Below are 24,048 nucleotides of genomic sequence, written 5' to 3'. Positions count from 1 at the left end.
AATGCCCCGTTCCGCACGCGAACGTCCGGAAACAGTCGGTCCGGGCAGGCCGGGCCGGGCGGCGTTGTCAGTGGGCGCTGTTACGTTCTGTGACATGAGCGATCGTCTTCTGCGGCAGCTGCGCCGGCACCGGCACCTCGCCGAACTGGCCGCCTTCCCCTTCGGCTTCGACCTGGACCGGGCCGCCCACGGCCATGTCGAACCCGTCCGTCTGGCCTCGGGCGGCCCGCTGGAGGTGCTCGCGGGTGACGACACCGGAGGCACCTTCTTCCGCTGCCCCGACGGGTCCGTGCTGTACGCCGACTCGGAGGGCGGCGCCGGGATCGTCGGGGCGAGCGTGGACGAGGCGCTGGAGATCCTGATCGGCCTGCCCGGCTGGCCGGATCACCTCGATCTGTCACCGGCGGACGGCGCGGAGACGATCCTCGCGCGCGTGGCGGAGACGGAGGAGGAGCTGCGCGAGTGCTACGGCATCGACGCCGAGCGGGCCGAGCTGCGTGCGGCGCTCGGGCTGCCGGAGCGCTCCCCGGTGGAGCTGGTCGGCATGCTGCACGCGGCCCTGCTGCGCACCGAACCGGAGCATGTGCTGCTCAACGCCGAGGAGGGGCGGGCCTACCGGCTGCTCGACGGCCATCCCCGTCCGCCGCTGTGGGAGCGGGTGCTGGCCGAGGGACGGGCCGGACTCGCCCGGCTGCGCGCCGGGGACACGTCCGTGGCCGGCGATCCGGTGCGGCGCCGACTGGTGCTGCGGGCCGCGCAGTTCGACCGCGCGGACGGCGATCTGCCCCTGCTGCGGCTGCTGCTGCGCCGGGAGGCGGAGTCGTCCATGACGGACGAACTGCGGCTCGCGGCCGTCCTGGTGGGACTGCACGGCGATCCGGCGGACCTGCCGCTGCTGCACGAGGTGCGGGAGACGGACTTCGACACCTGGTGCGGCCTCGGCGGGCTACCGGAGCCGGAAGCCGGCGGGGCCGCGCTGCGCCGCTGGGCCGAGGGGCTGGACGCGTCCCTGTTCGGCGGCGCCGACCCGGCCGACGAGCCGGAGTCGACCTGGACCGACCTGGCCGCCGCGCAGGGGCTCACCGAGCCGGCCCGGGTGGCCCTGATCCGGCGGCTGGACGCCATCGAGATGGACCAGAGCCTGCTGCGCCGGCCCGGCGACCCCACCGCGCTCGACCCGTCCCCGCTCGCCGCCCTGGCCTTCGACTTCGAGCACCTCGGCGACCTGGACCAGGCGCTGCGCGCCCAGCGGCTGTACGCCGCGCTCCGGGACAGCGCCTGGGACCGGGTGTCGGCCCTGCACGACCAGGCCCGGCTGGAGCGGGCGACGGGCCGGCTCGTCCCGGCCGCGCGGTCGCTGGCCAGGCTGCGGGAGATCCTCACCGCCCCGGGTGACGACTCGCTCGGGTACTGGCGGGAGGTGAACCTCGGCCGGTATCTCGCCCAGGAGCACTACGCGCTCGTCCGCGCCCTGGCCGACGCGGACCTCCTTGCGGAGGCGCGTGCGGCCTTGGCGGGCGGCGGGGCGATACGCGCCGAGTTGCGCGGGGCGGCCCGGGCGGGGCTGGACGAGACCGCGGCGGAGGCTGCGGAGCACATCGCCGCGGCCGAACGGCGGACCGCGGAGGTCAGCTGACGAGCTGGAGGGGTGGTGCCGGCGTGTGGCCGGGCAGGAAGCCATGGGCCCGGCGGCCCAGCCACTCGGCCTTGTAGCGGTCCACCTTCCGGTGCCAGTTGAGAATCCCGGCCAGCCAGTTCTGGAGGTCCAGGACATAGGCGTCCATCGCCGCGCGGGCCTCCTTAGACAGTTCGAAGTCGTCGCAGAGCACGGGCAGTTCGTGCGCGATGACATGCTCGAACTGCTGCATGCGCTGGGTGGTCAGGTCGTGGACGACCCGGAGCGCGGTCGGATAGTCCATGCCGAAGAAGTTCTGTACGACGAGGACGGCGTTGTGCAGCTCGCCCTCGTACTCGATCTCCTTCTGGTAGGAGAAGATGTCGTTGAGGAGGCACGCGTAGTCGATGGCGGCGTTCTCCAGGGAGCGCACCGGGCCGCTGCGGTAGACCTCCGGCGGGAGGGCGGGGCCCTGGCCCATCCGGCACAGGCTCAGGGTGAGGTCGGAGCCGAAGGTGGAGCGGCGCATCTCCAGGTAGTCGACCGGGTCGGGGACGCGGTTCTGCATCTGGTTGGACAGCTCCCAGACCCAGCTCTCGGTCATCGTGTCCACGGATGCCTTGACGGTGCGCCGCTGCTCGGCGGTCATCCTGGCCGTCGTCCGGGCCCACAGGTCGATCAGCCCGCGCTCCATGGCGTTGGCGGGCACCAGGGCCGGCTCGCCCTCGACGGGCATGCACTGGGAGAGCCGGGCCGTGGTCAGCCGGGCGGCGGCCAGGTCCCGGCGGTGGCCGTAGACGAGCGGGTAGTAGTCGTCGCCGTAGGTGCCCCAGGCGAGCCACTGGGCGCTGAGGTCGAGGGCCTCGGGGGTGGCGTCCGGGTCCAGGCCGGCGGAGCACAGGGCGAGGTCGTAGGCGGCGAGCTTGTCCTCGTCCCAGACGCCTTCCTGGAGGATGCCCATCCGGTGCGACCAGGTGACGAGGTTGCTCCGGGCGCTGTCCAGGTGCGCGCTCAGCTGGAGCGGGTACGGCATGCGGAACTCGGGCAGCACGGACGGGCCGACCTTCTGGTACGGCACGTGCGCGTAGGCGCGCAGGCGTTCCTGGGCGGCCGAGGCGAGCAGTGCGCCGATGCCGGCCGCGGAGGTGCCGGGCCCGCTCGGGAGCTGCCACGGCGACCGGGAGCGCGCGCCCTTGTTCATGTAGCGGCTGGAGCGCATGTGCCACTCGTGGCCGCCGGACTGCCAGTCCTGGAGCCCCTTGGTGTAGGCGGCGACCGCGGCGACGTCGACGGGGGTGAGGCCCTTCTCCAGGGCGACGGCGGGGACTTCGGTGAGCGCGGTGTGCTCGAACTGGTGCAGCCGGGAGGTGAGGATGTCGTTGACGGTGTCGGCGGCCTCCTGGGTGGTGCAGCCGAAGAACTTCTCCAGCACGAGGACGCCGTTGCTGTTCTCGCCCTCGTCCTCGACCTCGCGCTGGTAGGAGAACAGGTCGTTGCGCAGATGGACGGCGTCGGAGAAGGTCTCCATCAGCACGCGCAGCGGCCGGGTCCCGGCGACGGCCGCGGGCACCTCGGCGGTCGCGTACTCCACCAGCCCCGCCGACCAGGGCGCGCCGCCCACCTTGCGGCGCATCTCGATGTACTCGACGGGGTTGGCGATCCGCCCCTCGTTGATGTTGGACAGCTCCCACATCGACTCGTTGAGCAGGTGCTCGGTGGCGACGGCGAAGCGGCGGCGCCAGTCCGCCGACATCGAGGGCACCGTGCGCTCCCACAGGTCCTTCAGGCCCGCCTCGACCGGGTTCGCGGGCTCGGGCACCTCGGTCGCGAGGTCGAGCGGCATGAACAGCGGCAGGCGGTCCAGGTGGGCCTTGCCCGCGGCGCGGTCCTGGGTGCGCTTGAACATGTCCAGGAAGTGGTCGTCGAAGAAGAACACCCACACATACCAGTCGGTGATCAGCGAGAGGGCGGGTCCGTCGCAGTCGGGGTGGGTGTAGGCGCACAGGAGCCCGTAGTCGTGCGCCTCCAGGTCGGCCTGGTCCCAGATTCCGGAGCCTTCCAGCATGCCCATCTCGCGTGCCCACGCGGTGGAGTGGGCACGGGCCTCGTCGAGGTGCGGGTTGAGCCGCGCGGGATACGGCATGTAGAAGTGCGGGAGTTCGAACGGCTGCGTCATGGCCGGGGCCCTACCCGTGCCCTCCGAGGCCCATCCACCGGGAGGCACATGATCACACCATCGCGTGAAGTGTCGTCGAAACACCGATGCTCCCGCGCACCGGTGTGCACGCGGGCGCCGGGCGACGCGTTGTGCCGGTGCCCTTGCCGCGGCCGTGCGGGGACGTCACGGTAGGCCCATGACCTCCTTCGTACTGCCTCATGAGGTGCACGGCGACGGCGCCCACAAGGTGTTCGCGGTGCACGGCTGGTTCGCCGACCGGTCCGCCTACGCGACCGTCCTGCCGGACCTGGACCGTACGGCCTTCAGCTACGCGCTGGTGGATCTGCGCGGCTACGGCGAGGCCCGCGACGCCGGTGGCGCGTACACGACCGCCGAGGCGGCCGGGGACCTGCTGGTGCTGGCCGACCGGCTCGGCTGGGCGCGGTTCTCGGTGATCGGGCACTCCATGGGCGGCGCGGTCGCACAGCGGCTGCTGGCGCTCGCCCCGCACCGGGTGCGCCGGATCGTCGGGGTCTCCCCCGTGCCCGCCTCGGGCATGCCGCTGGACGGCGAGCAGGGCGCCCTGTTCACGGAGGCGGCGCACAGGGCGGAGAACCGCAGGGCGATCATCGACATCACCACCGGGGGCCGCCGTCCGGCCGCCTGGCTGGACCGGATGACCGCGCGCTCGCTGGAACGCAGTGACGCCACGGCGTTCCGGGCCTGGCTGGACTCCTGGGCGGGCGAGGACTTCCACACGGAGGTCAAGGGCAGCGAGGTGCCGGCGCTGGCGGTCGCGGGCGAGCAGGATCCGGCGCTGTCGGCCGAGGTCATGACGCAGACCTGGATGGCCTGGTATCCGCGGGCGCGGCTCGTCAGCCTGCCGGGGGCCGGGCACTACGCCATGGACGAGACCCCGCTGGAGCTGGTCCGCACGGTCGAGGACTTCCTGCGCGCGGACGGGGACGCACCGGCGTGAGCGTGCGCGCGACGCCGTCGGTCCCCGATGTCTTCGACCCGCGCCGCTATGCGGCCGGGGTGCCCTACGACGACTACCGCGTGCTGCGCGACCACCACCCGGTGGCCTGGCAGGAGGAGCACGAGGTGCTGGGCTGGCCGGCCGGGCCGGGTTTCTGGGCGGTGACCCGGCACGCGGACGTGGTCCGGGTGCTCAAGGACGCGGCGACGTTCTCCTCGTACCTCGGCGCAACGCAGATCCGGGACCCGGAGCCGGCGGACCTGCCGTTCGTCCGGCGCATGATGCTCAATCAGGATCCGCCCGCCCACGGGCGGCTGCGCAGGGTGGTGAGCCGGGCGTTCACCCCGGGGCGCGTGGACCGGTTCGCTCAGGCCGCCCGGGAGCGGGCGCGCGGTCTGCTCGCCGGGGCGCTCGCGGCGGCGCGGGCGGGCGACGGCACCCTCGACCTGGTCGGCTCCGTCACGGACGAGTACGCGCTGCTCAACCTGGCGGATCTGCTGGGGGTGCCGGCAAGCGACCGGGGCCTGCTGCTGCACTGGACCCGGCGGGTCATCGGCTACCAGGATCCGGACGAGGCCGGGCCGCAGGTGCGGGACGCGGCGGGCCGCCCGGTCAATCCCCGCTCCCCGGCGCTGCTGGCGGACATGTTCGGCTACGCCCGCCGGCTGGCCGCGTACCGGAGACGGTGTCCCGCCGACGACATCCTGACCACCCTCGCCCACGACCCGGATCTCGACGACGCCGGCCTGGAGATGTTCTTCTTCCTGCTCACGGTCGCGGGCAACGACACCGTGCGCAGCGCGGCCCCCGGCGGCCTGGCGCAGCTCGCCGCGCACCCGGCGGCGTACGAGCGGCTGCGCACCGGGAAGGCGGAACCGGGCCCGGCGGTGGAGGAGTTGCTGCGGCTGCATCCGCCGGTGCTGACCTTCCGGCGGACGGCCGCCCGGGACACCGAACTGGCCGGCCGGCGGATCCGGGCGGGTGACAAGGTCGTGGTGTTCCATGCCTCGGCCAACCGCGACGAGCGGGTGTTCGCCGACCCCGACCGGCTGGATCTGGCCCGCTCGCCCAATCCGCATGTGTCCTTCGGCGACGGCCCGCATGTCTGCCTCGGCGCCCACTTCGCCCGGTTGCAGCTGCGGATCCTCTACGAGGAGGTGCTGAGCGCCCTGCCCGAGCTGCGGCTCGCCGGGCCGCCGGTGCGGCTGGTGTCGAACTTCATCAACGGCCTCAAGTCACTGCCGGCGCGGGCCGCGTGAGGCGTTGACCTGGATGAGGGCGTGGGTGCCCGCGGTGCGCCAGCGCTGTCCCTCCGCCGCCACCAGGGCCGTCTCGGTGGCGGCGGTCAGGCCGGTGATCACGTCCGACTTCAGGGTACGCAGCGCCGCGACCGGGCCGGGGAACCAGCCGGTCGCCTCCTGGAAGGACGTGGTCGGCGGCCACCACCGGTCGCCCACCAGGCGCCGGTAGTTGAGGTCGCCCTTGAAGACGGTGAGCGCGGCGGCGGCGAACTCGGCGCGCAGGTCGTCGGGCATGTCGGCGTACGGCAGGGGGGCGCACGAGAAGGGGTGCGCGCGCACGGTCAGCCGGCCGTCGGCCAGCGCCGACCAGAGCACCCCGCCGTATCCGGCGGCCGCGCCGCCCGCCGCGCGCAGCCGGTGCAGAGCGTCGACCACGTCGGCGGTCGTGGCGTCGGAGACGTAGTAGGGGTACGGCTTGACGTGCAGCACGGCGCGGGCGGCCCGGCCCTCGGTGAGCAGATGGGCGATGAGCAGCAGGTCGGGGACGAGTTCACGGCCCGCGTTGTCGGCGACCAGGACCAGGGTGCCCGTGCCGCCGGGCGGCAGCAGCCGCCACAGGGTGTCGCTGTCGTCGGCGACCAGCGCGGGCGCCGGCTCGCCGGCCTCGGCGCCCGCGGCGGAGAGCCGGAAGCCGAGGTCGGCGCGGTTGCCCCAGAGCGAGCCGTGCAGCAGGGCGTGCGCGCGCTCGGCCGCGGGCCGCTCGTGCAGCTCGTCCAGGGCAGCCAGTTCCGCGTCGGTCTCCGGGGCGTCCAGTTCGGCGCGTTTGAAGGGGCGGAAGGGGTCGATGCCCTGCCAGGCGCCGGGCCCGAACCAGCCGACGGCGTCCAGCAGTCGGCGGTAGAAGTAGCTCTCGGCCCACAGCCAGGGCACCTCGTACCAGGACCGCCCGGTGTGCTCGGCCAGGCCCCAGGCGTGCCACCGGTCGCGGTCCGGCGCGTCGCCGGGCAGCGGCTCCACCGTGCCCTCGGTGCAGCTCTTCAGCAGCTCGTCCAGGGCCCGGTGCTGCCCGGGGCCGTACGGGAAGGCGTCCCGCACCTGCCGGATGATCGCGGGGTGCCGCTCGGCCAGCACGCTGTGCGGGAACGAGCCGGGTTCGTTGCCGAGGATCACGGGTGCGAACGGGGTGTCGGGCATGTCGGTCACCGTATCGCGGCGGTCAGGCGGTCCTGGTCTCCCGCTCCAGCTGCGTGGCGAGGGTGACATAGCGGGGGCGGCGGTGCACCGGGACCAGGCTCCGGATCAGCAGGTGCCACATCTCGGCGATCCGGCGCGGAAGCCGTCCCACCGGTTCGAGGGAACGTCCGGCGACACGGGTGCCGATGAAGAAGCAGACGAGGGAGTGGGCGACGACGCCGACATCGAGGTCGCTGTGCACGTCGGCCTCTCGGATGGCTCCGCTGAACTTGCGGGTGGCGAACTCCAGCGCCTCGGTGAAGGGGTGCCGCAGCGGCGGCCGTACGGCGACGTCCGCGGTGGCCAGCCGGAGTCCGGCGCGCGGCACCGGGTCCTCCACGGCGAGCCGGGCGACGCCGAACGTGCAGCGCATGAGGGCCTCCAGCGAGGAGTAGCCGCGGCTCTCGACGTCGGCCACGACCGCTTGCGCGGACTTGAACTGGAGTTCCAGGATGGCGTGGGCGAGGTCCTCCTTGGCGGCGAAGTGGAAGTACAGCGCACCCTTGGTGACCTTCGCGTGTGCGACGATGTCACTCAGACTGGTGGACTCGTAGCCGTGCCGGTCGAACAGATCGGCGGCGGCCGTGATGATCGTCGACCGGGTCTGCTCAGCGCGTAACTGCCTCGCCATCGGTGGACCCCTCCTCGCGGCTCGGACGAACAGGACATGCGGTTTGTTTTAGCCCCTTGCACACGATAACTCACCGAATGCCAGCGGGAATCCCCGGATTGATCGCCACGATACGAGGCCGACGGCCGGCTCCTCAACGGGGCCGCGCGCGGGAGCAAAACAGCCGATTCGGTCTGTGACCGGCCCCGGGACCGGAAAGCCGTGCGACAGGGCGGGCGGCACGGGGAACTCCGCACACGGAAGGAACGGGGAACTCCGCACACGAAGGAGCCGCCGGCGACGGCACTCCGTGACGGAGGCCACGCGCGGCGGCTCGGGATCCTCGACACCGGCCTCGAAGTCGGCCGGGTCCGGGGTCAGTTGACGAAGACCTTGGCTCCGTTGTCGGTGACGGGGGCGTACTTGGCGGTGAAGTAGCCGCTGGAGAAGCAGAGCGAGGAGCCGGACACCTTGGTGAACTGCTGGTTGGTGAAGGCGATGCTGTTGTCGGTGTTGTCGGCCTTTCCGGTCAGGGCGGGGGCCTGGTAGACGCAGGTGACGGTGCCCAGCAGGGTGGTCAGCTTGACCGTGGTCTGGATGGTGGAGCCACTGGCGGGCGAGACGGTGAGGGTGCCGTCGGAGGCGACCGTCGCCGAGTAGGGCAGGTTGTTGACGGTGATGCCGCTGACCCCGAGCACCCCGGCGACGTTGCTGGTGCAGCTGCCGCTGTCGAAGGTGTGCGCGACGACCGACTCGGTGGCCGTGCCGGGCGCGGTGGGGTTGCCGGTGACCTTGGCGGTGAACTGCGAGGACTTGCAGCTGACCCCGCTGGTGCCGGTCGCGCTGGAGTAGAGGGTGGCGGAGGTGCCGGAGGCCAGGGGCGCGGTGAGGGTGTCGCCCACGGCGGCCGCGGTGCCGCCGGCGCCGCCGGTGGTGAGGACGGCGCCGCCGTCGGCGGAGGCGGGACCGGCCGTCGCGAGGGCGAGCGCGGTGGCCGTACCGGCGAGGGCGAGGAGGGTACGTGTGCGCATGCGGGTGCCTCTTTCCAGGAGTGGGGGGACGGTGGGGTGAGGTGGGGGGTGGGCATGCGGGCGCGGCCGGAGGCGGGGGGTTGACCTGCGGCCGCACCCGGACAGGGCAGGGCCGGGCACGGAGAAGGAGGAGAAGAGACCGTGCCGAAGCCAAGCCGGGGGTGAGCCGGCGGAAGCGGCGGCCGTCGGGATGAGCGGTCGCCGAATCGCCGTACGGGCGGAAGCGGTTGCCGTGCGTGCCGGGAAGCGGGGCTCGCGGCCTTGCCGCCGCCCCTGCTGCCGCTCGGTGGATCCGGCGCCACGGATCCGCGGAAACACCGGAAGTTGTAGACCTGATGAACCATCAACGTCAAGGCTCGAAAGGGCAGTTGATGAGGACGGGAAGCGGTGCGCGCATGTCCGACACCGTTTTTTCACATCTCCCTTGACCCCCCGAAGTAACCGGCGGTAACTTCCTGGAAGCTACCGCCGCGTAACGAGAAAGCCCTTGCACCCGCCGGGAGTGCGAGGAGGCGTCCGCGGCGGCCGCTGTCCGCGCCAGGACACGCGCCACTGGAGCCCAACCCGCATCCGATCCACTTGATCCATGCCCATGGGAGCAGACATGGCCTCGTCCCCGGACGTCCCGTCCACCGGCAACACCCCCGACAACCCGGACAGCGGTTCCCCGTCCGCAAGCCCGAGCGCCACCGAGACCGCCGCGGGCGGCGAGAGACGGGGACGGGTCCGGGCCCGCAGGGCCGCGGTGATGGCGGTGCCCGCCACCCTGGTCGCCGCCGGCCTCGCGGTGCTCACCGCGCAGGGCGCGCTCGGTGTGCAGTTCGCGATCTCCGGCATGCCGTTCACCGTCACCGCCACCGACCTGAACGGCACCGGGTTCGAGCAGTACGGCGGGCTGGACAACATGGCGGACGGCAGCCCGAACGCCGGGGACTCCGGCGGCCAGGTGCTCATCGTCACCTCGGCGATCAGGAACGCCACGCTGGACCACCTGTGCCAGAGCGTCGACCTCGGCGGCACCAACCTGCTGATCACCGCGGGCAGCGGCGCACAGAAGGTGCAGGCGAGCGATCTCACCACCGACTCCACCGAGTTGTCGGGCAACGCGGAGTTCAACAACATCGAGATCGGCAACGACGCCAGCACGCTGACGAAGGCCGGCAAGAAGGGCCCGATCGGCGTGTTCAGCCAGCAGGCCGACACCGTGCACATCGGCAATCTGCGCCAGACGAACTACGCCACGACCGCCGGTGTGTTCAAGCTGCCGGGCCTCAAGCTCCGCTTCAGCGACTCGGGTTGCTGAGCACCGTGCCGGAGCGTCCACGCCGGGGAGCGCGGCTCGCCTTCCGCGGCTGGCGGGCCCGCCGGCCGTTCTGGGGCGGGCTGCTGCTCGCCCTGGGCGGCGGGGAGATCCTGCTGACCGAGAAGGCCTCGCTGAAGGTCGTCATGCACATCGGGATGCAGGGCCTGGCCGGCTATCTGCTGCCCGCCCTGATGCTGCTGCTGGGTCTGCTGATCCTCTTCAACCCCGCACAGCGGCTCTTCTACTCCGTCACCGGCATCCTGCTGTCCCTGGGCACCTGGCTCACCTCCAACCTGGGCGGCTTCTTCATCGGCCTGCTGCTGGGCGCGACCGGCAGCTGCCTCGCCTTCGGCTGGCTGCCCGACCAGGAACCGCGCGTCGGCCGCCGGAAACGCCGCAGGCAGGCCCGGGCCGCGGCGCAGGCGGCGCAGGCGGCACAGGCCGAGGGCGCGTGAGGGGAGGCTGACCCCCTCACGCGCGCGACCGCCGGCCGCCGGTGACGGGTGGTTCAGCCGAGGCCGGCGGAGCCCAGCCACGCCCGGGCCACGTCCAGCGGGTCCTTCTTCTGGGCCTGCACCTGGGTGTCCAGGTCCCGCAGGGTCGCGGTGTCCAGCTTGGCCGAGACCGCGTTGAGCGCTGCCACGCCCTTCTGCGGCAGGGCGCCCTTGCGCACGAGCGGCTGGATGTTCTCGAACCCGAAGAGGTTCTGCGGGTCCTGGAGGACGACGAACTTCTCCTTGGAGATGGTCGGATCGGTGGTGAAGATGTCCGCGACCTGCACGGTGTTGCGTTGCAGCGCCGCCTGGGTGAGCGGGCCGCCCGCGTCCAGCGCCCGGAAGGACCGGAACTCCAGCCCGTAGACCGACTTCAGGCCGACCAGGCCCTGCCGCCGGGCCTGGAACTCCGGCGAGGCGCCGATGACCAGGTCCTTCGCCAGGGGCTTCAGATCGGCGATGGAGGACTTCCCGGTGAGGCCGTACTTCCGCGCGGTGGCCGCGTTGACCGTCACCGAGTCCTTGTTCTGCGCGGCGGACGGCTCCAGCAGGGTGAGCCCCGCGTCCAGCTTGGCCTCGATGGCCGAGGTCGTGGCCGCGGTGGTCTTCGGCGCGGCCTTGGGGTCCAGGTAGGCGAGCAGCGCGCCGTTGTACTCGGGCAGCACCTGCACCGAGCCGTTCTTGAGCAGCCCGTAGGTGGTCTCACGGCTGCCGATGTTGGGCTTGTAGGTGACCTTGATCCCCTTGGCCTTGAGCGCCTCGCCATAGAGGTCGGCGAGCAGGGTGCTCTCGGGGAAGTTGTTGGAGCCGACGACGACCGTGCCGGCGCTCGCCTTGCCACCGCCGTCCGACAGGGGGTCGCGGGAGCTGCCGCTGTGGGAGGAACAGCCCGCCAGCAGGGCTGTCGCCGCCGCGAGGACGACCGCCGCCGCGCCCCGACTCCGCCGGATGGGCCTGCTGTTCTGGGGTGTTGAAGTCACCCGCCGATCCAACCCAGGTCGTTCTCGGTCAGTCAAGGGCGTCGGATCATCAATTTACCTGGCGTTACGATCAGTTGTTCAGGCGTTCGGCGGGGCCTCGCTGATGTGGGCGAGGACCGAGTCCGGGTCCCGGACCAGGGCCAGGTCGCCCAGGCTGAGGGTGCCGACCAGCCGGTCGTCCTCCAGCACCGGCAGCCGTCGTACGGCGTGCTCGCGCATCAGCCGGACCGCGTCCTCGACCGGGTCCTCCGGCGCGCAGGTGAACAGATCGCCGCTGCACACGTCGCCGGCCGCGGTGGTCGCGGGGTCGCGGTGCTCGGCGACGGCCCGGATCACCAGATCGCGGTCGGTCACCAGGCCGAGGACATGGCCCGACTCGGCGACGACGACGTCCCCGATGTCCCGCTCCCGCATCAGCCGCGCCACCTCGGTGAGTGGCGTCCGCTCCGTCACCGTCGCCGGGTCCGGCGTCATGATCTCCCGGACGTGCTGCACCATGACCGCCTCCCTGGGCCTCGCGGTACGCCGGTCCCTGCGGCCGGCGCGCTCCGGGTACCCGGCGCCGCCCGGCCCACCCGCGCGACCGGCCCACCCGCCCTGCCGGCCCACCCGCCCTGCCGGCCCAGCCGCGCGGACAGCCCACCCACGTGGTCGGCCCCGCCGTTTCGTCCCGCCGCCGGTGGCTACCCGGTGTCGCGGACCGCCCGGCGGTCCGGCCTGCCCCTGTCCCTGCTCTCTTCCCTGCCCAGGAGGTACCGATGAGCCGGCGGATTCGAGACGTGATGTCGTGCGGTGCGGTGGCGGTGGAGCCGATGACCACCGTGGAGCGCGCGGCACTGGTGATGCGGGAGCACGACGTCGGTGACGTTCTGGTGGCCTACGACTGCGATCTGTTCGGCGTGCTCACCGACCGGGACATCGTGGTGCGGGCGCTCGCCGAGGGCCGGGACCCGCACACCACCCCGGTCGGCCAGGTGTGCAGCAAGCCGCCGGTGGTGACGGTGTCGCCGGAGGACACCACCGACCACGCCATGGAGCTGATGAGCCGGCACGCCGTGCGCCGGCTGCCCGTCGTGGAGCGCGGCGGCTGCCCGGTCGGCATGGTGAGCATCGGCGACCTGGCCACGGTCGAGGACCCGCACTCCGCGCTGGCCGACATCAGCGCCGCCGACCCCGGCCACTGAGCGCCCGCGCGGCTCAGCGGCCGCGCGGCTCAGCGGCCGCGGCGCACGCCCGGCGACACCGTCAGCCGGGCCACCGCCCAGAAGACCGCGAGGGTGGCGAGGGCGAGCCCGGCGACCAGGGTGGCGCCGCCGACGACCTTCTCGTAGCTCTTCTGGTAGAGCCCGTCGATGATGTACCGGCCGAGGCCGCCCAGGCTGACGTACGCGGCGATGGTGGCGGTGGAGATGATCTGCACCGCCGCGTTGCGCAGACCGCTCAGGATCAGCGGCAGCGCGACCGGCACCTCCACCTGGAACAGCACCCGCGACTCGGACATGCCCATGCCCCGCGCCGCGTCCACCGGGGACGGGTCGACGGAGCGGACCGCCTCGTAGGTGGTGACGAGGATCGGCGGCACGGCGAGCACCACCAGCGGGATCATCACCGGGAGCAGACCGAAGCCGATCCAGATGAACATCAGCACCAGCAGGCCGAAGCTGGGCAGCGCCCGGCCCGCGGTGGCGATCAGGGACAGCACGGTGCCGCCGCGGCCGTAGTGCCCGGTGACCAGGCCGACCGGCAGGCCGATCAGGGCGGCGATCAGCAGCGCCTCCCCCGCGAAGGCGAGGTGCTCGGCGAACCGGGTGGGGATCCCGTCGTAGCCCTGCCAGTGGGTGCTGTCGGCGAAGAAGGCGCGGGCGAAGTCGAGGACGTTCACCGGGCGGCCCCCGAGCGTGCCATCCAGGGCGTGAGCAGCGTCCGGAGCAGGACCAGCGCGCCGTCGGCGAGGGCGCCGAGCACTCCGATCGTCACGACCGCGTTCACGGCCAGGGCGGGCCGGTGGTAGGTCATGGCGTCGTAGAGCAGATTGCCGAGCGCGCCCTGGTTGCCGATGAGCATGCCGACGCTGACGAGGGAGATGCTCGACACGGTGGCCACCCTGAGGCCCGCGATGATCGCGGGTACGGCGATGGGGAGCTGCACCTGGAGATAGCGGCGTACCGGGCCGAAGCCCATGGCGCGGGCGGCGTCCAGGGTCTGCGGCGGCACCGAGCGGACGCCGTCCACGATCGCCGGGACCAGCACCACCAGGCTGTACAGCGCGAGCGGGATCATCACCGTGGTCTCGCTCTGCCCGAAGTAGTCGATGAGCACGACGAAGAGGGCCAGCGACGGGATGGCGTACAGGACGGTGGTGACGCCGAGGACGGGCGGATAGAGCCAGCGCAGCCGCACGCACAGCTGGGCGACGGGCAGCGAGACGAGCAGCCCGGCCAGCACCGGCAGCAGGGCCTCGCGCAGATGCAGTCCGACGAGGCCGGCGTAGCTGTGCTGGAGGTCGCTGGGGAGGTCGAAGAAGCCGTTCATCGTACGGCCCTCGCGTCGCTGTCCGCGGTCGCGCGGCGGTGGGCGGCGCGGATGGCCTCGCCGATGTCCTGCTGGGAGACCACACCGACGGCGCGTCCCTCGCCGTCCACGGCGACGGCCCAGCCGGTCGGGGAGAGGACGGCGCCGTCAAGCGCCGTGCGCAGTGAGTCGACGCCGGGCACGAACGGCCTTCCGTACGGCAGGAGGTGGTGCCGGTCGACAGGTCCGTCGCCCTCGTGCCAGCCGAGTGGCCGGCCGTCCTCGTCGGTGACCAGCAGACAGGGGGCGTCGGTTCGGGAGGCGAGCTGCTCGGGTCCGGCGTCGGCCGGGACGAGCGGCGCGGTCCGCAGGCCGAGCCCCGCCGAGGAGAAGAAGGACAGCCGGCGGATGCCCCGGTCGGCGCCGAGGAAGTCCTCCACGAAGGGGTCGGCGGGCGCGCTGAGCAGATCGGCCGGCGAGGCGAACTGGGCGAGCCGGCCGCCGGTGCGCAGTACGGCGACCATCGTGCCCAGCTTGACCGCCTCGTCGATGTCGTGGGTGACGAAGACGATGGTCTTGCCCAACTCCTCCTGAATGCGCAGGAGTTCGTCCTGGAGCTGCTTGCGGACCACGGGGTCGACGGCGGAGAACGGCTCGTCCATCAGCAGCACCGGCGGGTCGGCGGCGAGCGCGCGTGCCACGCCGACCCGCTGCTGTTGGCCGCCGGAGAGCTGGTAGGGGTAGCGCCGGGCGAGCGAGGTGTCGAGGCCGACCCGCGCCATCAGCTCCGCGGCCCGGTCCCGGGCCTGCCGCCTGCGCTCGCCGAGCAGCCGGGGCACGGTGGCGATGTTGTCGAGGACGGTGCGGTGCGGGAAGAGTCCGGCGTGCTGGATGACGTAACCCATCGAGCGGCGCAGGGTGTTGACCGGCTGCCGGCGGATGTCGGTGCCGTCGAGGAGGATGCTGCCCTCGGTGGGCTCGACCATCCGGTTGATCATCCGCAGCGTGGTCGTCTTGCCGCAGCCGGAGGGGCCGACGAGGACGGTGATCGCGCGATCCGGTATGTCCAGCGACAGCCGGTCGACCGCGACCGTGCCGTCCGGGTACCGCTTGGTGACTGCGTCTATCCGTATCAAAGCGCCGCGTACCCTTCGGGTCTGACCGGTCCTGGACTGATGCGGGTCGAGTCTAGACCGCGGGGTGACCATCATCGGGTGACGTGTCGTCACCGGAGCACCGCGATCACGAACTCGCACTGCGGGTGGTGCGGCGCGGTTGTGGGCGGGCGCCGAGGACGGCCACGTCGTCCTCGGCGTTCCGGGCGTCCAGGTGGCCGAGGACGGTGTCGAGGATGGCGTCGAGACCGGCATCGGGGGCGAAGCGGAGGGCGGCCAGCCGGGCGAGGGAGTCGTCGATGTCCTCGCCACGGCGTTCCACGAGCCCGTCGGTGAACAGCACCAGCGTCTGTCCGGGCTCCAGGGTGTGGGTGGTGACGTCGTACCCGCCGAGCCCGGTGCCCAGCGGCGGTCCGACCGGCACCGGCAGCAGGGTGGCGGCGCCGTCCCGGTTGATCAGCAGGGGCGGCAGGTGACCGGCGCTGGCCAGCGTCAGCTGGCCCCGGGCGGGGTCCACCCGGACGAGCAGACAGGTCGCGGGCCGGTGCTCGGCCTCACCGGCGGCGAGGTCGTCCATCTGCCGCAGCACCCGGTGCGGCGGGAGGTCGGCGGCGGCGATGGCGCGCAGTGAGGAGCGGTAGGCGTTCATGTCGACGGCGGCCTCCAGCCCGTGTCCCATGACATCGCCGACGACCAGCAGGGTCCGGCCGAAGTGCAGCCGTACGGTCTCGCACCAGTCGCCGCCGACCAGGGCGCGCCGGCCGGCCGGGAGGTAGCGGGTGGCGACGTCCAGGTTGGGGTGCGGCCGGCCGGGCTCGGCGAGCAGGGCGCGTTGCAGGTCCACGGCGGTGCGGCTGACGCGCTCGTGGGCGCGGGCGTGCCTCAGGTGGGAGGCGGCGCGTTCGGCGAGCAGGGCGAGCAGCTCGCCCTCCGCGGGGCCAGGCGGCCGCCCGGCGCTCGCCCACACCAGGACGCCGTACGTGTCGTCGCCGCTGGTCAGCGGCGCACAGAGCGCGGTCCGGCGGTGGGTGCCGGCGGGCTGCTCCAGCCAGCTCCGGGCCGGGGCGTCCAGCACCGGTACGGCCGTCTGCCGGGCCACGGCGGTGGCCCAGCGGGCGTCGGGCAGCAGGTCGGTGTCCCCGGTGATCGCCGTGTACCCGGAGAGGGTCTGCCCGTGGCGGAGCAGTACGGCGGCGGCCCCACCGGTCAGCCGTACGGCGGCCCGGGTCAGCTCGGTGCAGGTCGTGGCCTCGTCGAGGGTGGTCCCGATCGCGGCCAGGGCCGTGCGCAGCGTGGCCGGCGGCACGGCGGCGGCCTGCGTGTCCGCGCAGGGCTCCCCGGCACCGCCGTCGCGGCGGTGGCGCAGGCCGACGGGTACGGGCCGGCGCCGGGACCGGATCCAACGCGGCACACCCAACACCCTCACAGCGTCTCAAACCAGAACAAGCAGGACAGCCCGGCCCAGCCGCCGCTCGGCGCCGGCCGCCGAGGCTCAGCCCTGGTCCGGGGTCAGCCGCAGCGAGATCGAGTTGATGCAGTAGCGCTGGTCGGTGGGGGTCGGATAGCCCTCGCCCTCGAAGACGTGTCCGAGGTGGGAGCCGCACCGGGCGCAGCGCACCTCGGTGCGGACCATGCCGTGGGACCGGTCCTCGACCAGTTCCACGGCGTCCGTGTCCTTCGGGTCGTAGAAGGACGGCCAGCCGCAGTGCGACTCGAACTTGGTCTGCGAGGTGAACAGCTCGGCACCACAGGCCCGGCAGGAGTACACCCCCTTGGTCCTGGTGTCGGTGTACTCACCGGTGAAGGCCGGCTCGGTGGCGGCCTGGCGCAGCACCGCGTACTCCCCCGGAGTCAGCTCCGCGCGCCACTGCTCGTCCGGCTTCTCGACCTCGTACGACATGGGTCCTATCCCCTCACTGCTGCTTACTGCCGCGCCAGGCGGTCCAGGATCAGCGGGCCCAGGTCGGTCACGTCGCCCGCGCCCATGGTGAGAACGAGATCGCCCGGCTTCGCCATTCCCGCGATCACCTCGGGGATCTCCGCCTTGTCGGACACGGCGGTCACCTCGGCGCCCGCCGTGCGCGCGGCCTCGATGATCAGCTCGCTGGTGACGCCCGGGATCGGGTCCTCCCGGGCCGGGTAGATGTCGAGCACGGCCGAGGCGTCCGCGAGGGCCAGCGCCTGGCCCATCTCCTTGCCCAGCTCCTGGGTGCGGGAGAACAGGTGCGGCTGGAAGACGACGAGGATGCGGGAGTCGCCGGCGGCGGCCCGCATGGCCTCCAGGTCGGCGGTCATCTCGGTCGGGTGGTGCGCGTAGGAGTCGATCACCTGCACCCCGGCTGCCTCGCCCTTGAGCTGGAGGCGCCGCTTGACGCCGGTGTAGGCGGCCAGCGCGGGCGCCAGCTCGGCGGCCGGGATGCCGAGGGCGGCACCGGCGGCGAGCGCGGCGACGGCGTTGAGCGCGTAGTGCCGGCCGGGCACGGAGACGGCGAAGGTCAGCTCCTGCCCGTCGAGGACGGCGGTGACCTGGCTCTTCAGGCCCTGCGGGACGATCGACAGCACGCGTACGTCGGCGTCCTCGGCCTCGCCGTAGGTCACGGTCCGCACGGAGCCGGCCAGTCGCCGGGTCAGTTCGCGGGCGCCCTCGTGGTCGGCGGAGATCACCAGCGTGCCGCCGGGCACGATCTTCCCGGCGAAGGTCTCGAAGGACTCGTAGATCTCGTCCATCGAGGCGTAGTTGGCGTGGTGGTCCAGCTCGACGTTGAGGACGATGGCGACCTCGGGGGCGTACCGGTGGAAGCTGCGGTCCGACTCGTCGGCCTCGGCGACGAAGATGTCGCCCGTGCCGTGCAGCGCGTTGGAGCCGGGGGCGTCCAGGTCGCCGCCGATGGCGTACGACGGCTCCAGCCCCAGCTCGGTGAGCGAGACGGCCAGCATCGAGGTGGTCGTGGTCTTGCCGTGCGTGCCCGCCACGGCGATCGGGCGCAGCCCCTCCATCAGTGCGGCGAGCGCGTCGGAGCGGTGCACGGTGGGGATCCCCAGCTCGGCGGCGCGGGCCAGCTCGGGGTTGTCCTTGCGGATCGCCGACGACACGACGACACAGCTCGCGTCGTCGGCGAGGTGCTCGGCGGCGTGCCCGATGTGCACGGTCACGCCGAACGAGCGCAGCGCCTCGGCGGTCGCCGACTCCTTGGCGTCGCTGCCGGCGACCTTGGCCCCGCGCTGCGCGAGGATCTTGGCGATGCCCGACATCCCGGCGCCGCCGATGCCGATGAAGTGCGGTCGGTCCATGGCGGTAGGAAGGCCGGGTGCCATGCGTTTCTCCCCAGGGGCGGTACGTGACTAGAGCGGGCCCTAGCCTATGCGCTGCGGCACCGGGCCACGCGCAGCGAGGGCCGACCGGCTCCGCGCGGGCGTCGGCTAGGCCTTGCTGTGCGAGAACAGCTTCAGGACCGGGACCCCCACCTTGTGCCGGGCCCGGGAGGCCCAGTCGCGGTGGAAGAACTCCTCCACGTAGTGCGGGTCCGTCAGCACGATCACCTCGTCGGCGGAGACCGAGGCCACCAGGTCCTTCAGCGCGTCCAGCGGGTGGTCCTCGACCAGCGAGCCGTGCGCCTCGCTGCCGGCCGCCCGCAGGGCCGCCAGGGAGACCTCCAGCGCCCTCCGGCCGACGCTGAGCGCCTCCTCACCCTCCGGCGTCTCTCCTTCTCGGACGGCCTCGTCGAGTTCGCCCAGCGCGATGTCGTCGATGGCCCGCAGCAGCCGGTCCGCCTGGTCTCCGCGCGGCTGGAGCAGCACATGGAAGGTCACCGGCTCCTCTCCGTGCAGGGTGGTGACGAACTCCACGTCGGCGGACGTCAGGGCCTTCTCGATCATCAGAACGCTTGTGAACACCAGGCGCCTCTTCTCCTTTGGGGCCCGGACAAGGCCCTTGCGGAAACCATCCTTCCCCGTGATCGCACGGGTACTGCCGGACTAAGTCTGCCCGCCGGAAGCTAACCGGAACGGTAGATTCCGCTGAATTCAGGAGCGCTGGTAACGACCGAACAGAAATCCGTCCTCTTCCAGCAGGGACGCGAGCGAGAACCGGCGCGGCACGGTGACCGACGGCCCCCCGGCGATCCGCTGGGCGTCACCGGCGGTCAGCATCGGCGAGACGGTCAGACACAGCTCGTCCAGCACCTCCGCGGCGACCAGCTGGCCGAGCAGCCGCGGGCCGCCCTCGGTGAGCAGCCGGGTGTGGCCGAGACCGGCGAGGGCCTCGACGGCCCGCGCGGGATCGACGCCCATGCCTTCGCCGGCGATCACGACCCGGGCGCCGGCCCGCTCGGCGGCGGCGACCCGGTCGGGGGCGGCCGCGGCACCGGTGAGGATCAGCGTGGGCACCGTGGGCGAGGTGAACAGGGGCAGCGAGAAGTCCAGGTCCAGGCTGGCGGTGACCACCGCGACGGCCGCGGCCGGGGTCTGTCCGGCGGCCTTGCGGGCCCCGGCGAACTCGGCCCGCGCGCGGGCCGGGCGGTAGCCCTCCATCCGCACCGTCTCCGCGCCGACCACGATGACGTCCGCGAGCGCCCGCAGCGTGCCGAAGATCCGCATGTCGGCGGCGCTGGAGATGGGCTGGGAGCGGCCCTCGTGCTGGGCGGCGCCGTCGAGCGTGGAGACCATGTTGGCCCGCAGCCACGGCCGCGGGGCGCCCTGGGCCGGCGGGTAGGCGTACGCGGCGGCCAGCTCGGCGAGGCTCCACTCACGGTCCGCGAGCGCCCCGGCGTCCGACCCACCACCGGCGCCCTCGGCACCGGGGGCCGTACCGGCGGTCTGGGCTGCTGTTTCGTCGGTCACAGGGAACAGGCGTCGCATGCCGTGCAGTCTGACACGGCGCTTAGCATGGATAACCGTGTCGTCCTCCACCACCGCCCCCGGTTCCGCCCCGCTGACCGACGCGGGCCCCTTCTCCCTGTGCGAGCGTGAGCCGCACGTGCCCGCGGACCGGCTGGTCGCCGAGATGGTGCCGCCGCCGCGCTTCGACTCGGTGCGCTTCTCGACGTACATCCCGGACCCGAAGCAGCCCAGCCAGACCGAGGCGGTCGGCGTGCTCGAGGGCTTCGCGGCCGGGCTCGGCGGGGCGCACGCCTCCGGCGCCGGGCGCCGCGGGTTCTTCGGGTTCGGCCGCGGGAAGGCACCCAAGGCCCCGGCGGGTCCGCGCGGGATGTACCTGGACGGCGGCTACGGCGTCGGCAAGACCCATCTGCTCGCGTCCCTGTGGCACGCCACCCCGGCCGAGCCCGCGCTGAAGGCGTTCGGCACCTTCGTGGAGCTGACCAACCTGGTGGGCGCGCTCGGCTTCCAGCAGACGGTACGGACCCTGTCCGGCCACCGCCTGCTGTGCATCGACGAGTTCGAGCTGGACGACCCGGGCGACACGGTGCTCGTCTCGACGCTGCTGGGCAAGCTGGTCGAGGCGGGTGTGGCGCTGGCCGCGACCTCCAACACGCTGCCCGGGAAGCTGGGCGAGGGCCGGTTCGCGGCCGCCGACTTCCTGCGCGAGATACAGGGCCTGTCGGCGCACTTCCGCAGCCTGCGCATCGACGGCGAGGACTACCGCCACCGCGGTCTGCCCGAGGCGCCGGCGCCGTTCACCGACGAAGAGGTGACGAAGGCGGCGTACGCCACCGAGGGCGCCTCGCTGGACCACTTCCCGCATCTGCTGGAGCACCTGGCCCGGGTGCACCCCAGCCGGTACGGCGCGCTGACCGACGGCCTCAAGGCGGTGTGCCTCACCGATGTGCGGCCGGTGCCGGACCAGTCGACCGCGCTGCGCCTGGTGGTGCTCGCCGACCGGCTCTACGACCGCGAGGTCCCGGTGCTGGCCTCGGGGCTGCCCTTCGACCGGCTGTTCAGCGAGGAGATGCTGAAGGGCGGCTACCGGAAGAAGTACTTCCGTGCGATCTCCCGGCTCACCGCGCTGGCCCGGGACGCCAAGGGGCTCGTCCCCGGCGACCGGCACAGCGACTAGTTCACGCCACCCGACAGCGCTTTCCACGCTTCCTTCGGCACGTAACCCTCCGTTAACCCTGCAAAGGACTTTGCAGGGTTAATCTGTTTCTTGACCAACCATTGACCAATGTTTGGTCCAAGCGAGAGGTGTGGACTTCCCGGAGGGGGGCGCATGTTCCGAGGTACGACGACCCGCACCCGGCTCGCCCTGCTTGCCGTCACCCTGCTCGCCCTCAAGTTCTTCGCTCTCACGGGCCCCTTCGCAGCCGCGCACACGCTCAGCCATGCGAAGGCCAAGGCCACTTCCGGAACCGTGCTGTCCACGCAGCCCGTGCGCCACAAGCCCAGCACCCTGCGCGACGGCGGCGGCACCCAGGACGCCGCGTCCACCCAGCATCTGCGCGACCGGCAGCGCGGCTCCGGCCACGGATGGCCGGCGGATCGCGCACCGATATCCCGGCAGTCCGCCGCTGCGCGGACCCCGGGCGCGACCGGCGCCCCGCACCCGCACGCCCCGAGAAGCTCCAGAGCCCACGCCCCGGCGGCGCTTCAGGTCTTCCGCTGCTGACGGCCACTGACAGCCGCTGCCGGCCGCGCCGCGGCTCCGCTCCCCCCACCCCTGTCGTGCACGTCCGACGCGCCACGCAGGCGCGCCAGGAGGAACCCACACACATGCAGCCCCTCATCGACAACGCCCGTACGTTCGGACAGCGCCCTGAGGAGTTCGCCCCGCTCGCCGAAGGCCAGTCCCCCGAGGTCCTCTTCATCACCTGCTCCGACTCCCGGGTCGTCCCGGCCCTGATCACGGGCGCCCGCCCCGGCCAGCTCTTCGAGCTGCGCACCGCGGGCAACATCGTCCCGCCGCACACCTCCGAGCAGCCCACCAGCGAGGCGGCCACCATCGAGTACGCCGTGGAGGTGCTCGGCGTCCGCGACATCGTCGTGTGCGGCCACTCGCACTGCGGTGCCGTCGGCGCGCTGGTGCGCGGCGACGACCTGACCGCCGTACCCGCCGTACGCGACTGGCTCGCGCACGCCACCCCGCGCCCGGCCGGCGCGCCCGAGGACCCGGAGGTCGCCGAGGGCGTGCAGGCCCATGTCCTGACCCAGCTGCTGCGGCTGCGCTCGTACCCCTGCGTCGAGCGCAGGCTGGCGGACGGCCGGCTGACCCTGCACGCCTGGTACTACGAGGTGCACACCGGCTCCGTACGGACGCACCGCCCGCAGACCGACACCTTCGAGTCCCTGTGAGCGCGCCGATGACCAGCAACGACAACACCCTGATAGCCCGTTTCCCGTATCTGCGGCAGGACTTCACCGCCTCGCTCGTGGTCTTCCTGGTCGCGCTGCCGCTCTGCGTGGGCGTGGCCGTCGCCTCCGGGGTCCCGGCCGAACTCGGCCTGGTCACCGGCATCGTGGGCGGCATCGTCACCGGGCTGATGCGGGGCAGCAGCCTCCAGGTCTCGGGGCCGGCGGCCGGCATGACCGTGCTGGTCTTCGAGGCGGTCAAGGAGTTCGGGCTGCCGATGCTCGGCGCGCTCGTGCTCGCCACCGGACTGCTCCAGGTGGGCATGGGCCTGCTGCGGCTCGGCCGCTGGTTCCGCGCCATATCGGTCTCCGTCGTGGAGGGCATGCTGGCCGGGATCGGGCTGGTGCTCGTCGCCGGACAGCTGTACCCGGCGCTCGCCGCGAAGGCTCCCGACTCCGGCCTGGGCAAGATCGCCGGGCTGCCCGGGGCGTTCGTGGACGCCCTGGGCGAGGGCAGGGCGCTGGCCTCGCTCGCGGTGTGCGCGGGCACCGTCGCGGTGCTGCTGCTGTGGAAGCACGTCCCGGCGAAGCTGCGTACGCTGCCCGGCCCGCTGGCCGCGGTCGGCCTCGCCACGGTGGCCGTGTTCGCGCTGGGCCTGCCGGTGGCCACCGTCGAGGTGCAGGGGCTGCTGGGCTCGGTCCAGCCGCCGCCGCTGAGCGCGTTCGGCGAGCTGGCGGCCGTCGGCGCGCTCGGCACGGTCCTCGCGTTCACGCTGATCGCGTCCGCCGAGTCGCTGTTCAGCGCGGCGGCCGTGGACCGGCTGCACTCCGGCCCGCGCACCCGGTACGACCAGGAGCTGGTCGCCCAGGGCGTCGGCAACGCGGTGTGCGGGGTGCTCGGCGCGCTGCCGATGACCGCGGTGATCGTGCGCAGCGCGGCCAACGTCCAGGCGGGCGCCCGTACCAAGGCCTCCCGGGTGCTGCACGGCGTATGGCTGCTGCTGTTCACCGCGCTGCTGCCGGACGTGCTCGGCTACATCCCGATCCCGGCGCTCGCCGGCATCCTGATCTATTCCGGGGCGAAGCTGGTACCGGTCCGGGCGCTGGCCGCGCTCTGGCGCGAGCAACGGGGCGAGGCGGTGGTACTCGCCGCCACGGCCGTGTCCATCGTCGCGGTCAGCATGTTCGAGGGGGTGCTGATCGGCCTGGCGCTGGCGGTGGTCAAGACCGCCTGGGAGGCCTCGCACGGCAAGCTGGAGATCGTCGACAAGGGCGCCGGCCCCATCGAGGCGTATCTGTCGGGCAACGCGACCTTCCTGCGCCTGCCGAAGATCCTGGACACCCTGGAGTCGCTGCCCCAGGACCGCCCGGTCCGCCTGGACCTGTCCGGGCTGCACCATCTGGACCACGCCTGTCGTACGGCCCTGGAGAACTGGGCCGAGCGGCACAGCGCGGCCGGCACCGAGCCGGTGCGGGTGCTGACCGCCGCCGCGTAATCCCGGCATGGCCACTGCGGCCGCCGCGGGCATATCGTTG

The 24,048-nt window shown here is 72.7% G+C and carries 24 protein-coding genes; 10 read left to right on the top strand and 14 right to left on the bottom strand.

The window, feature by feature from the left end; all coding sequences use genetic code 11:
- The first annotated feature begins 94 nt into the window (after positions 1-94).
- On the top strand, positions 95-1,636 hold the full coding sequence (locus ACFVIU_RS04875; RefSeq protein ID WP_385840647.1) for a hypothetical protein: 1,542 nt from the start codon (positions 95-97) through the stop codon (positions 1,634-1,636).
- Here ACFVIU_RS04875 and cyc2 read toward each other — a convergent pair.
- Positions 1,629-3,791, bottom strand: a complete 2,163-nt coding sequence (gene cyc2, locus ACFVIU_RS04870) for a germacradienol/geosmin synthase Cyc2 (protein WP_385840646.1) — start codon at positions 3,789-3,791, stop codon at positions 1,629-1,631. The genes ACFVIU_RS04875 and cyc2 overlap by 8 nt on opposite strands.
- Before the next feature lie 178 nt (positions 3,792-3,969).
- Between cyc2 and ACFVIU_RS04865 the strand changes: the two genes are divergently transcribed.
- Positions 3,970-4,752 carry an alpha/beta fold hydrolase gene (locus ACFVIU_RS04865; protein WP_385840645.1) on the top strand — a complete coding sequence of 261 codons (783 nt, stop codon included), beginning with the start codon at positions 3,970-3,972 and terminating at the stop codon, positions 4,750-4,752.
- Positions 4,749-6,011, top strand: a complete 1,263-nt coding sequence (locus ACFVIU_RS04860) for a cytochrome P450 (RefSeq protein WP_385840643.1) — start codon at positions 4,749-4,751, stop codon at positions 6,009-6,011. Before ACFVIU_RS04865 ends, ACFVIU_RS04860 begins: the two co-directional genes overlap by 4 nt.
- Here ACFVIU_RS04860 and ACFVIU_RS04855 read toward each other — a convergent pair.
- The 3 genes from ACFVIU_RS04855 to ACFVIU_RS04845 form a co-directional block, all read right to left on the bottom strand.
- On the bottom strand, positions 5,988-7,187 hold the full coding sequence (locus ACFVIU_RS04855; RefSeq protein ID WP_385840642.1) for a damage-control phosphatase ARMT1 family protein: 1,200 nt from the start codon (positions 7,185-7,187) through the stop codon (positions 5,988-5,990). The genes ACFVIU_RS04860 and ACFVIU_RS04855 overlap by 24 nt on opposite strands.
- A 22-nt stretch (positions 7,188-7,209) precedes the next feature.
- Positions 7,210-7,857 (bottom strand): ScbR family autoregulator-binding transcription factor, encoded by a 648-nt coding sequence (locus ACFVIU_RS04850; protein WP_385840640.1) that lies wholly within the window; start codon positions 7,855-7,857, stop codon positions 7,210-7,212.
- Positions 7,858-8,213: 356 nt separating this feature from the next.
- Positions 8,214-8,867 (bottom strand): Tat pathway signal sequence domain protein, encoded by a 654-nt coding sequence (locus ACFVIU_RS04845; protein WP_385840639.1) that lies wholly within the window; start codon positions 8,865-8,867, stop codon positions 8,214-8,216.
- A gap of 604 nt (positions 8,868-9,471) precedes the next feature.
- Between ACFVIU_RS04845 and ACFVIU_RS04840 the strand changes: the two genes are divergently transcribed.
- Positions 9,472-10,170, top strand: a complete 699-nt coding sequence (locus tag ACFVIU_RS04840; RefSeq protein WP_385840834.1) for a DUF6230 family protein — start codon at positions 9,472-9,474, stop codon at positions 10,168-10,170.
- Positions 10,171-10,175: 5 nt separating this feature from the next.
- Positions 10,176-10,625 (top strand): DUF6114 domain-containing protein, encoded by a 450-nt coding sequence (locus ACFVIU_RS04835; RefSeq protein ID WP_385840637.1) that lies wholly within the window; start codon positions 10,176-10,178, stop codon positions 10,623-10,625.
- Between the two features lie 53 nt (positions 10,626-10,678).
- On the opposite strand, the gene ACFVIU_RS04830 is transcribed toward ACFVIU_RS04835, so the two are convergent.
- Positions 10,679-11,644, bottom strand: a complete 966-nt coding sequence (locus ACFVIU_RS04830; RefSeq protein WP_385840636.1) for an ABC transporter substrate-binding protein — start codon at positions 11,642-11,644, stop codon at positions 10,679-10,681.
- Between the two features lie 78 nt (positions 11,645-11,722).
- Positions 11,723-12,142 carry a CBS domain-containing protein gene (locus ACFVIU_RS04825; protein WP_385840635.1) on the bottom strand — a complete coding sequence of 140 codons (420 nt, stop codon included), beginning with the start codon at positions 12,140-12,142 and terminating at the stop codon, positions 11,723-11,725.
- 260 nt (positions 12,143-12,402) lie between these two features.
- On the opposite strand from ACFVIU_RS04825, the gene ACFVIU_RS04820 reads away from it, so the two are divergent.
- Positions 12,403-12,828 carry a CBS domain-containing protein gene (locus ACFVIU_RS04820; RefSeq protein WP_385840634.1) on the top strand — a complete coding sequence of 142 codons (426 nt, stop codon included), beginning with the start codon at positions 12,403-12,405 and terminating at the stop codon, positions 12,826-12,828.
- A 29-nt stretch (positions 12,829-12,857) separates the two neighbouring features.
- Here the strand turns inward: ACFVIU_RS04820 and ACFVIU_RS04815 are convergent, their stop codons facing one another.
- From ACFVIU_RS04815 to ACFVIU_RS04780, 8 genes are all read right to left on the bottom strand, one after another.
- The gene (locus tag ACFVIU_RS04815) at positions 12,858-13,526 is read right to left on the bottom strand and encodes an ABC transporter permease (RefSeq protein ID WP_385840632.1); all 669 of its coding nucleotides are present in this window, start codon (positions 13,524-13,526) and stop codon (positions 12,858-12,860) included.
- Positions 13,523-14,176, bottom strand: coding sequence for an ABC transporter permease (locus ACFVIU_RS04810; RefSeq protein WP_385840631.1), 654 nt, complete (start codon positions 14,174-14,176; stop codon positions 13,523-13,525). The genes ACFVIU_RS04815 and ACFVIU_RS04810 overlap by 4 nt, the downstream gene beginning before the upstream one ends.
- Positions 14,173-15,291, bottom strand: a complete 1,119-nt coding sequence (locus ACFVIU_RS04805) for an ABC transporter ATP-binding protein (protein ID WP_385840630.1) — start codon at positions 15,289-15,291, stop codon at positions 14,173-14,175. The genes ACFVIU_RS04810 and ACFVIU_RS04805 overlap by 4 nt, the downstream gene beginning before the upstream one ends.
- A 106-nt stretch (positions 15,292-15,397) precedes the next feature.
- The gene (locus ACFVIU_RS04800) at positions 15,398-16,681 is read right to left on the bottom strand and encodes a PP2C family protein-serine/threonine phosphatase (RefSeq protein WP_385840629.1); all 1,284 of its coding nucleotides are present in this window, start codon (positions 16,679-16,681) and stop codon (positions 15,398-15,400) included.
- Between the two features lie 81 nt (positions 16,682-16,762).
- Complete coding sequence (gene msrB, locus ACFVIU_RS04795) at positions 16,763-17,170, bottom strand: peptide-methionine (R)-S-oxide reductase MsrB (RefSeq protein ID WP_385840627.1); 408 nt, start codon at positions 17,168-17,170, stop codon at positions 16,763-16,765.
- Positions 17,171-17,193: 23 nt separating this feature from the next.
- Positions 17,194-18,585 carry a UDP-N-acetylmuramate--L-alanine ligase gene (murC, locus tag ACFVIU_RS04790; protein WP_385840626.1) on the bottom strand — a complete coding sequence of 464 codons (1,392 nt, stop codon included), beginning with the start codon at positions 18,583-18,585 and terminating at the stop codon, positions 17,194-17,196.
- 105 nt (positions 18,586-18,690) lie between these two features.
- Positions 18,691-19,164 carry an indole-3-glycerol phosphate synthase gene (locus ACFVIU_RS04785; protein ID WP_385840625.1) on the bottom strand — a complete coding sequence of 158 codons (474 nt, stop codon included), beginning with the start codon at positions 19,162-19,164 and terminating at the stop codon, positions 18,691-18,693.
- Positions 19,165-19,293: 129 nt separating this feature from the next.
- Entirely contained in the window at positions 19,294-20,127 is an 834-nt protein-coding gene (locus ACFVIU_RS04780) for a pyrimidine reductase family protein (protein ID WP_385840624.1), read from the bottom strand.
- Between the two features lie 37 nt (positions 20,128-20,164).
- Here ACFVIU_RS04780 and zapE point away from each other — a divergent pair, with 37 nt between their 5' ends.
- The 4 genes from zapE (at position 20,165) to ACFVIU_RS04760 (ending at position 24,008) form a co-directional block, all read left to right on the top strand.
- Entirely contained in the window at positions 20,165-21,283 is a 1,119-nt protein-coding gene (zapE, locus tag ACFVIU_RS04775) for a cell division protein ZapE (protein ID WP_385840622.1), read from the top strand.
- A gap of 153 nt (positions 21,284-21,436) precedes the next feature.
- A complete protein-coding gene (locus tag ACFVIU_RS04770; protein ID WP_385840621.1) occupies positions 21,437-21,832 on the top strand; it encodes a hypothetical protein in 396 nt (131 codons plus the stop codon).
- 104 nt (positions 21,833-21,936) lie between these two features.
- Positions 21,937-22,515, top strand: coding sequence for a carbonic anhydrase (locus ACFVIU_RS04765; RefSeq protein WP_385840620.1), 579 nt, complete (start codon positions 21,937-21,939; stop codon positions 22,513-22,515).
- An 8-nt stretch (positions 22,516-22,523) separates the two neighbouring features.
- Complete coding sequence (locus ACFVIU_RS04760) at positions 22,524-24,008, top strand: SulP family inorganic anion transporter (protein ID WP_385840619.1); 1,485 nt, start codon at positions 22,524-22,526, stop codon at positions 24,006-24,008.
- Positions 24,009-24,048: the final 40 nt, after the last annotated feature.

The organism is Streptomyces sp. NPDC127190, from assembly GCF_042672505.1.
Classification (GTDB): Bacteria; Actinomycetota; Actinomycetes; order Streptomycetales; family Streptomycetaceae; genus Streptomyces.
The sequence above is the reverse complement of the archived record's forward strand: the minus strand, read 5'-3'. Positions and strand labels throughout refer to the sequence as shown.

What these genes read in the sequence shown, in the direction of transcription:
- ACFVIU_RS04875 (WP_385840647.1), top strand. Translation starts at nt 95, where the DNA reads ATGAGCGATCGTCTTCTGCGGCAGCTGCGCCGGCACCGGCACCTCGCC.
- cyc2 (WP_385840646.1), bottom strand. Translation starts at nt 3,791, where the DNA reads ATGACGCAGCCGTTCGAACTCCCGCACTTCTACATGCCGTATCCCGCG.
- ACFVIU_RS04865 (WP_385840645.1), top strand. Translation starts at nt 3,970, where the DNA reads ATGACCTCCTTCGTACTGCCTCATGAGGTGCACGGCGACGGCGCCCAC.
- ACFVIU_RS04855 (WP_385840642.1), bottom strand. Translation starts at nt 7,187, where the DNA reads ATGCCCGACACCCCGTTCGCACCCGTGATCCTCGGCAACGAACCCGGC.
- ACFVIU_RS04850 (WP_385840640.1), bottom strand. Translation starts at nt 7,857, where the DNA reads ATGGCGAGGCAGTTACGCGCTGAGCAGACCCGGTCGACGATCATCACG.
- ACFVIU_RS04845 (WP_385840639.1), bottom strand. Translation starts at nt 8,867, where the DNA reads ATGCGCACACGTACCCTCCTCGCCCTCGCCGGTACGGCCACCGCGCTC.
- ACFVIU_RS04840 (WP_385840834.1), top strand. Translation starts at nt 9,472, where the DNA reads ATGGCCTCGTCCCCGGACGTCCCGTCCACCGGCAACACCCCCGACAAC.
- ACFVIU_RS04825 (WP_385840635.1), bottom strand. Translation starts at nt 12,142, where the DNA reads ATGGTGCAGCACGTCCGGGAGATCATGACGCCGGACCCGGCGACGGTG.
- ACFVIU_RS04820 (WP_385840634.1), top strand. Translation starts at nt 12,403, where the DNA reads ATGAGCCGGCGGATTCGAGACGTGATGTCGTGCGGTGCGGTGGCGGTG.
- ACFVIU_RS04810 (WP_385840631.1), bottom strand. Translation starts at nt 14,176, where the DNA reads ATGAACGGCTTCTTCGACCTCCCCAGCGACCTCCAGCACAGCTACGCC.
- msrB (WP_385840627.1), bottom strand. Translation starts at nt 17,170, where the DNA reads ATGTCGTACGAGGTCGAGAAGCCGGACGAGCAGTGGCGCGCGGAGCTG.
- murC (WP_385840626.1), bottom strand. Translation starts at nt 18,585, where the DNA reads ATGGCACCCGGCCTTCCTACCGCCATGGACCGACCGCACTTCATCGGC.
- ACFVIU_RS04780 (WP_385840624.1), bottom strand. Translation starts at nt 20,127, where the DNA reads ATGCGACGCCTGTTCCCTGTGACCGACGAAACAGCAGCCCAGACCGCC.
- ACFVIU_RS04770 (WP_385840621.1), top strand. Translation starts at nt 21,437, where the DNA reads ATGTTCCGAGGTACGACGACCCGCACCCGGCTCGCCCTGCTTGCCGTC.
- ACFVIU_RS04765 (WP_385840620.1), top strand. Translation starts at nt 21,937, where the DNA reads ATGCAGCCCCTCATCGACAACGCCCGTACGTTCGGACAGCGCCCTGAG.
- ACFVIU_RS04760 (WP_385840619.1), top strand. Translation starts at nt 22,524, where the DNA reads ATGACCAGCAACGACAACACCCTGATAGCCCGTTTCCCGTATCTGCGG.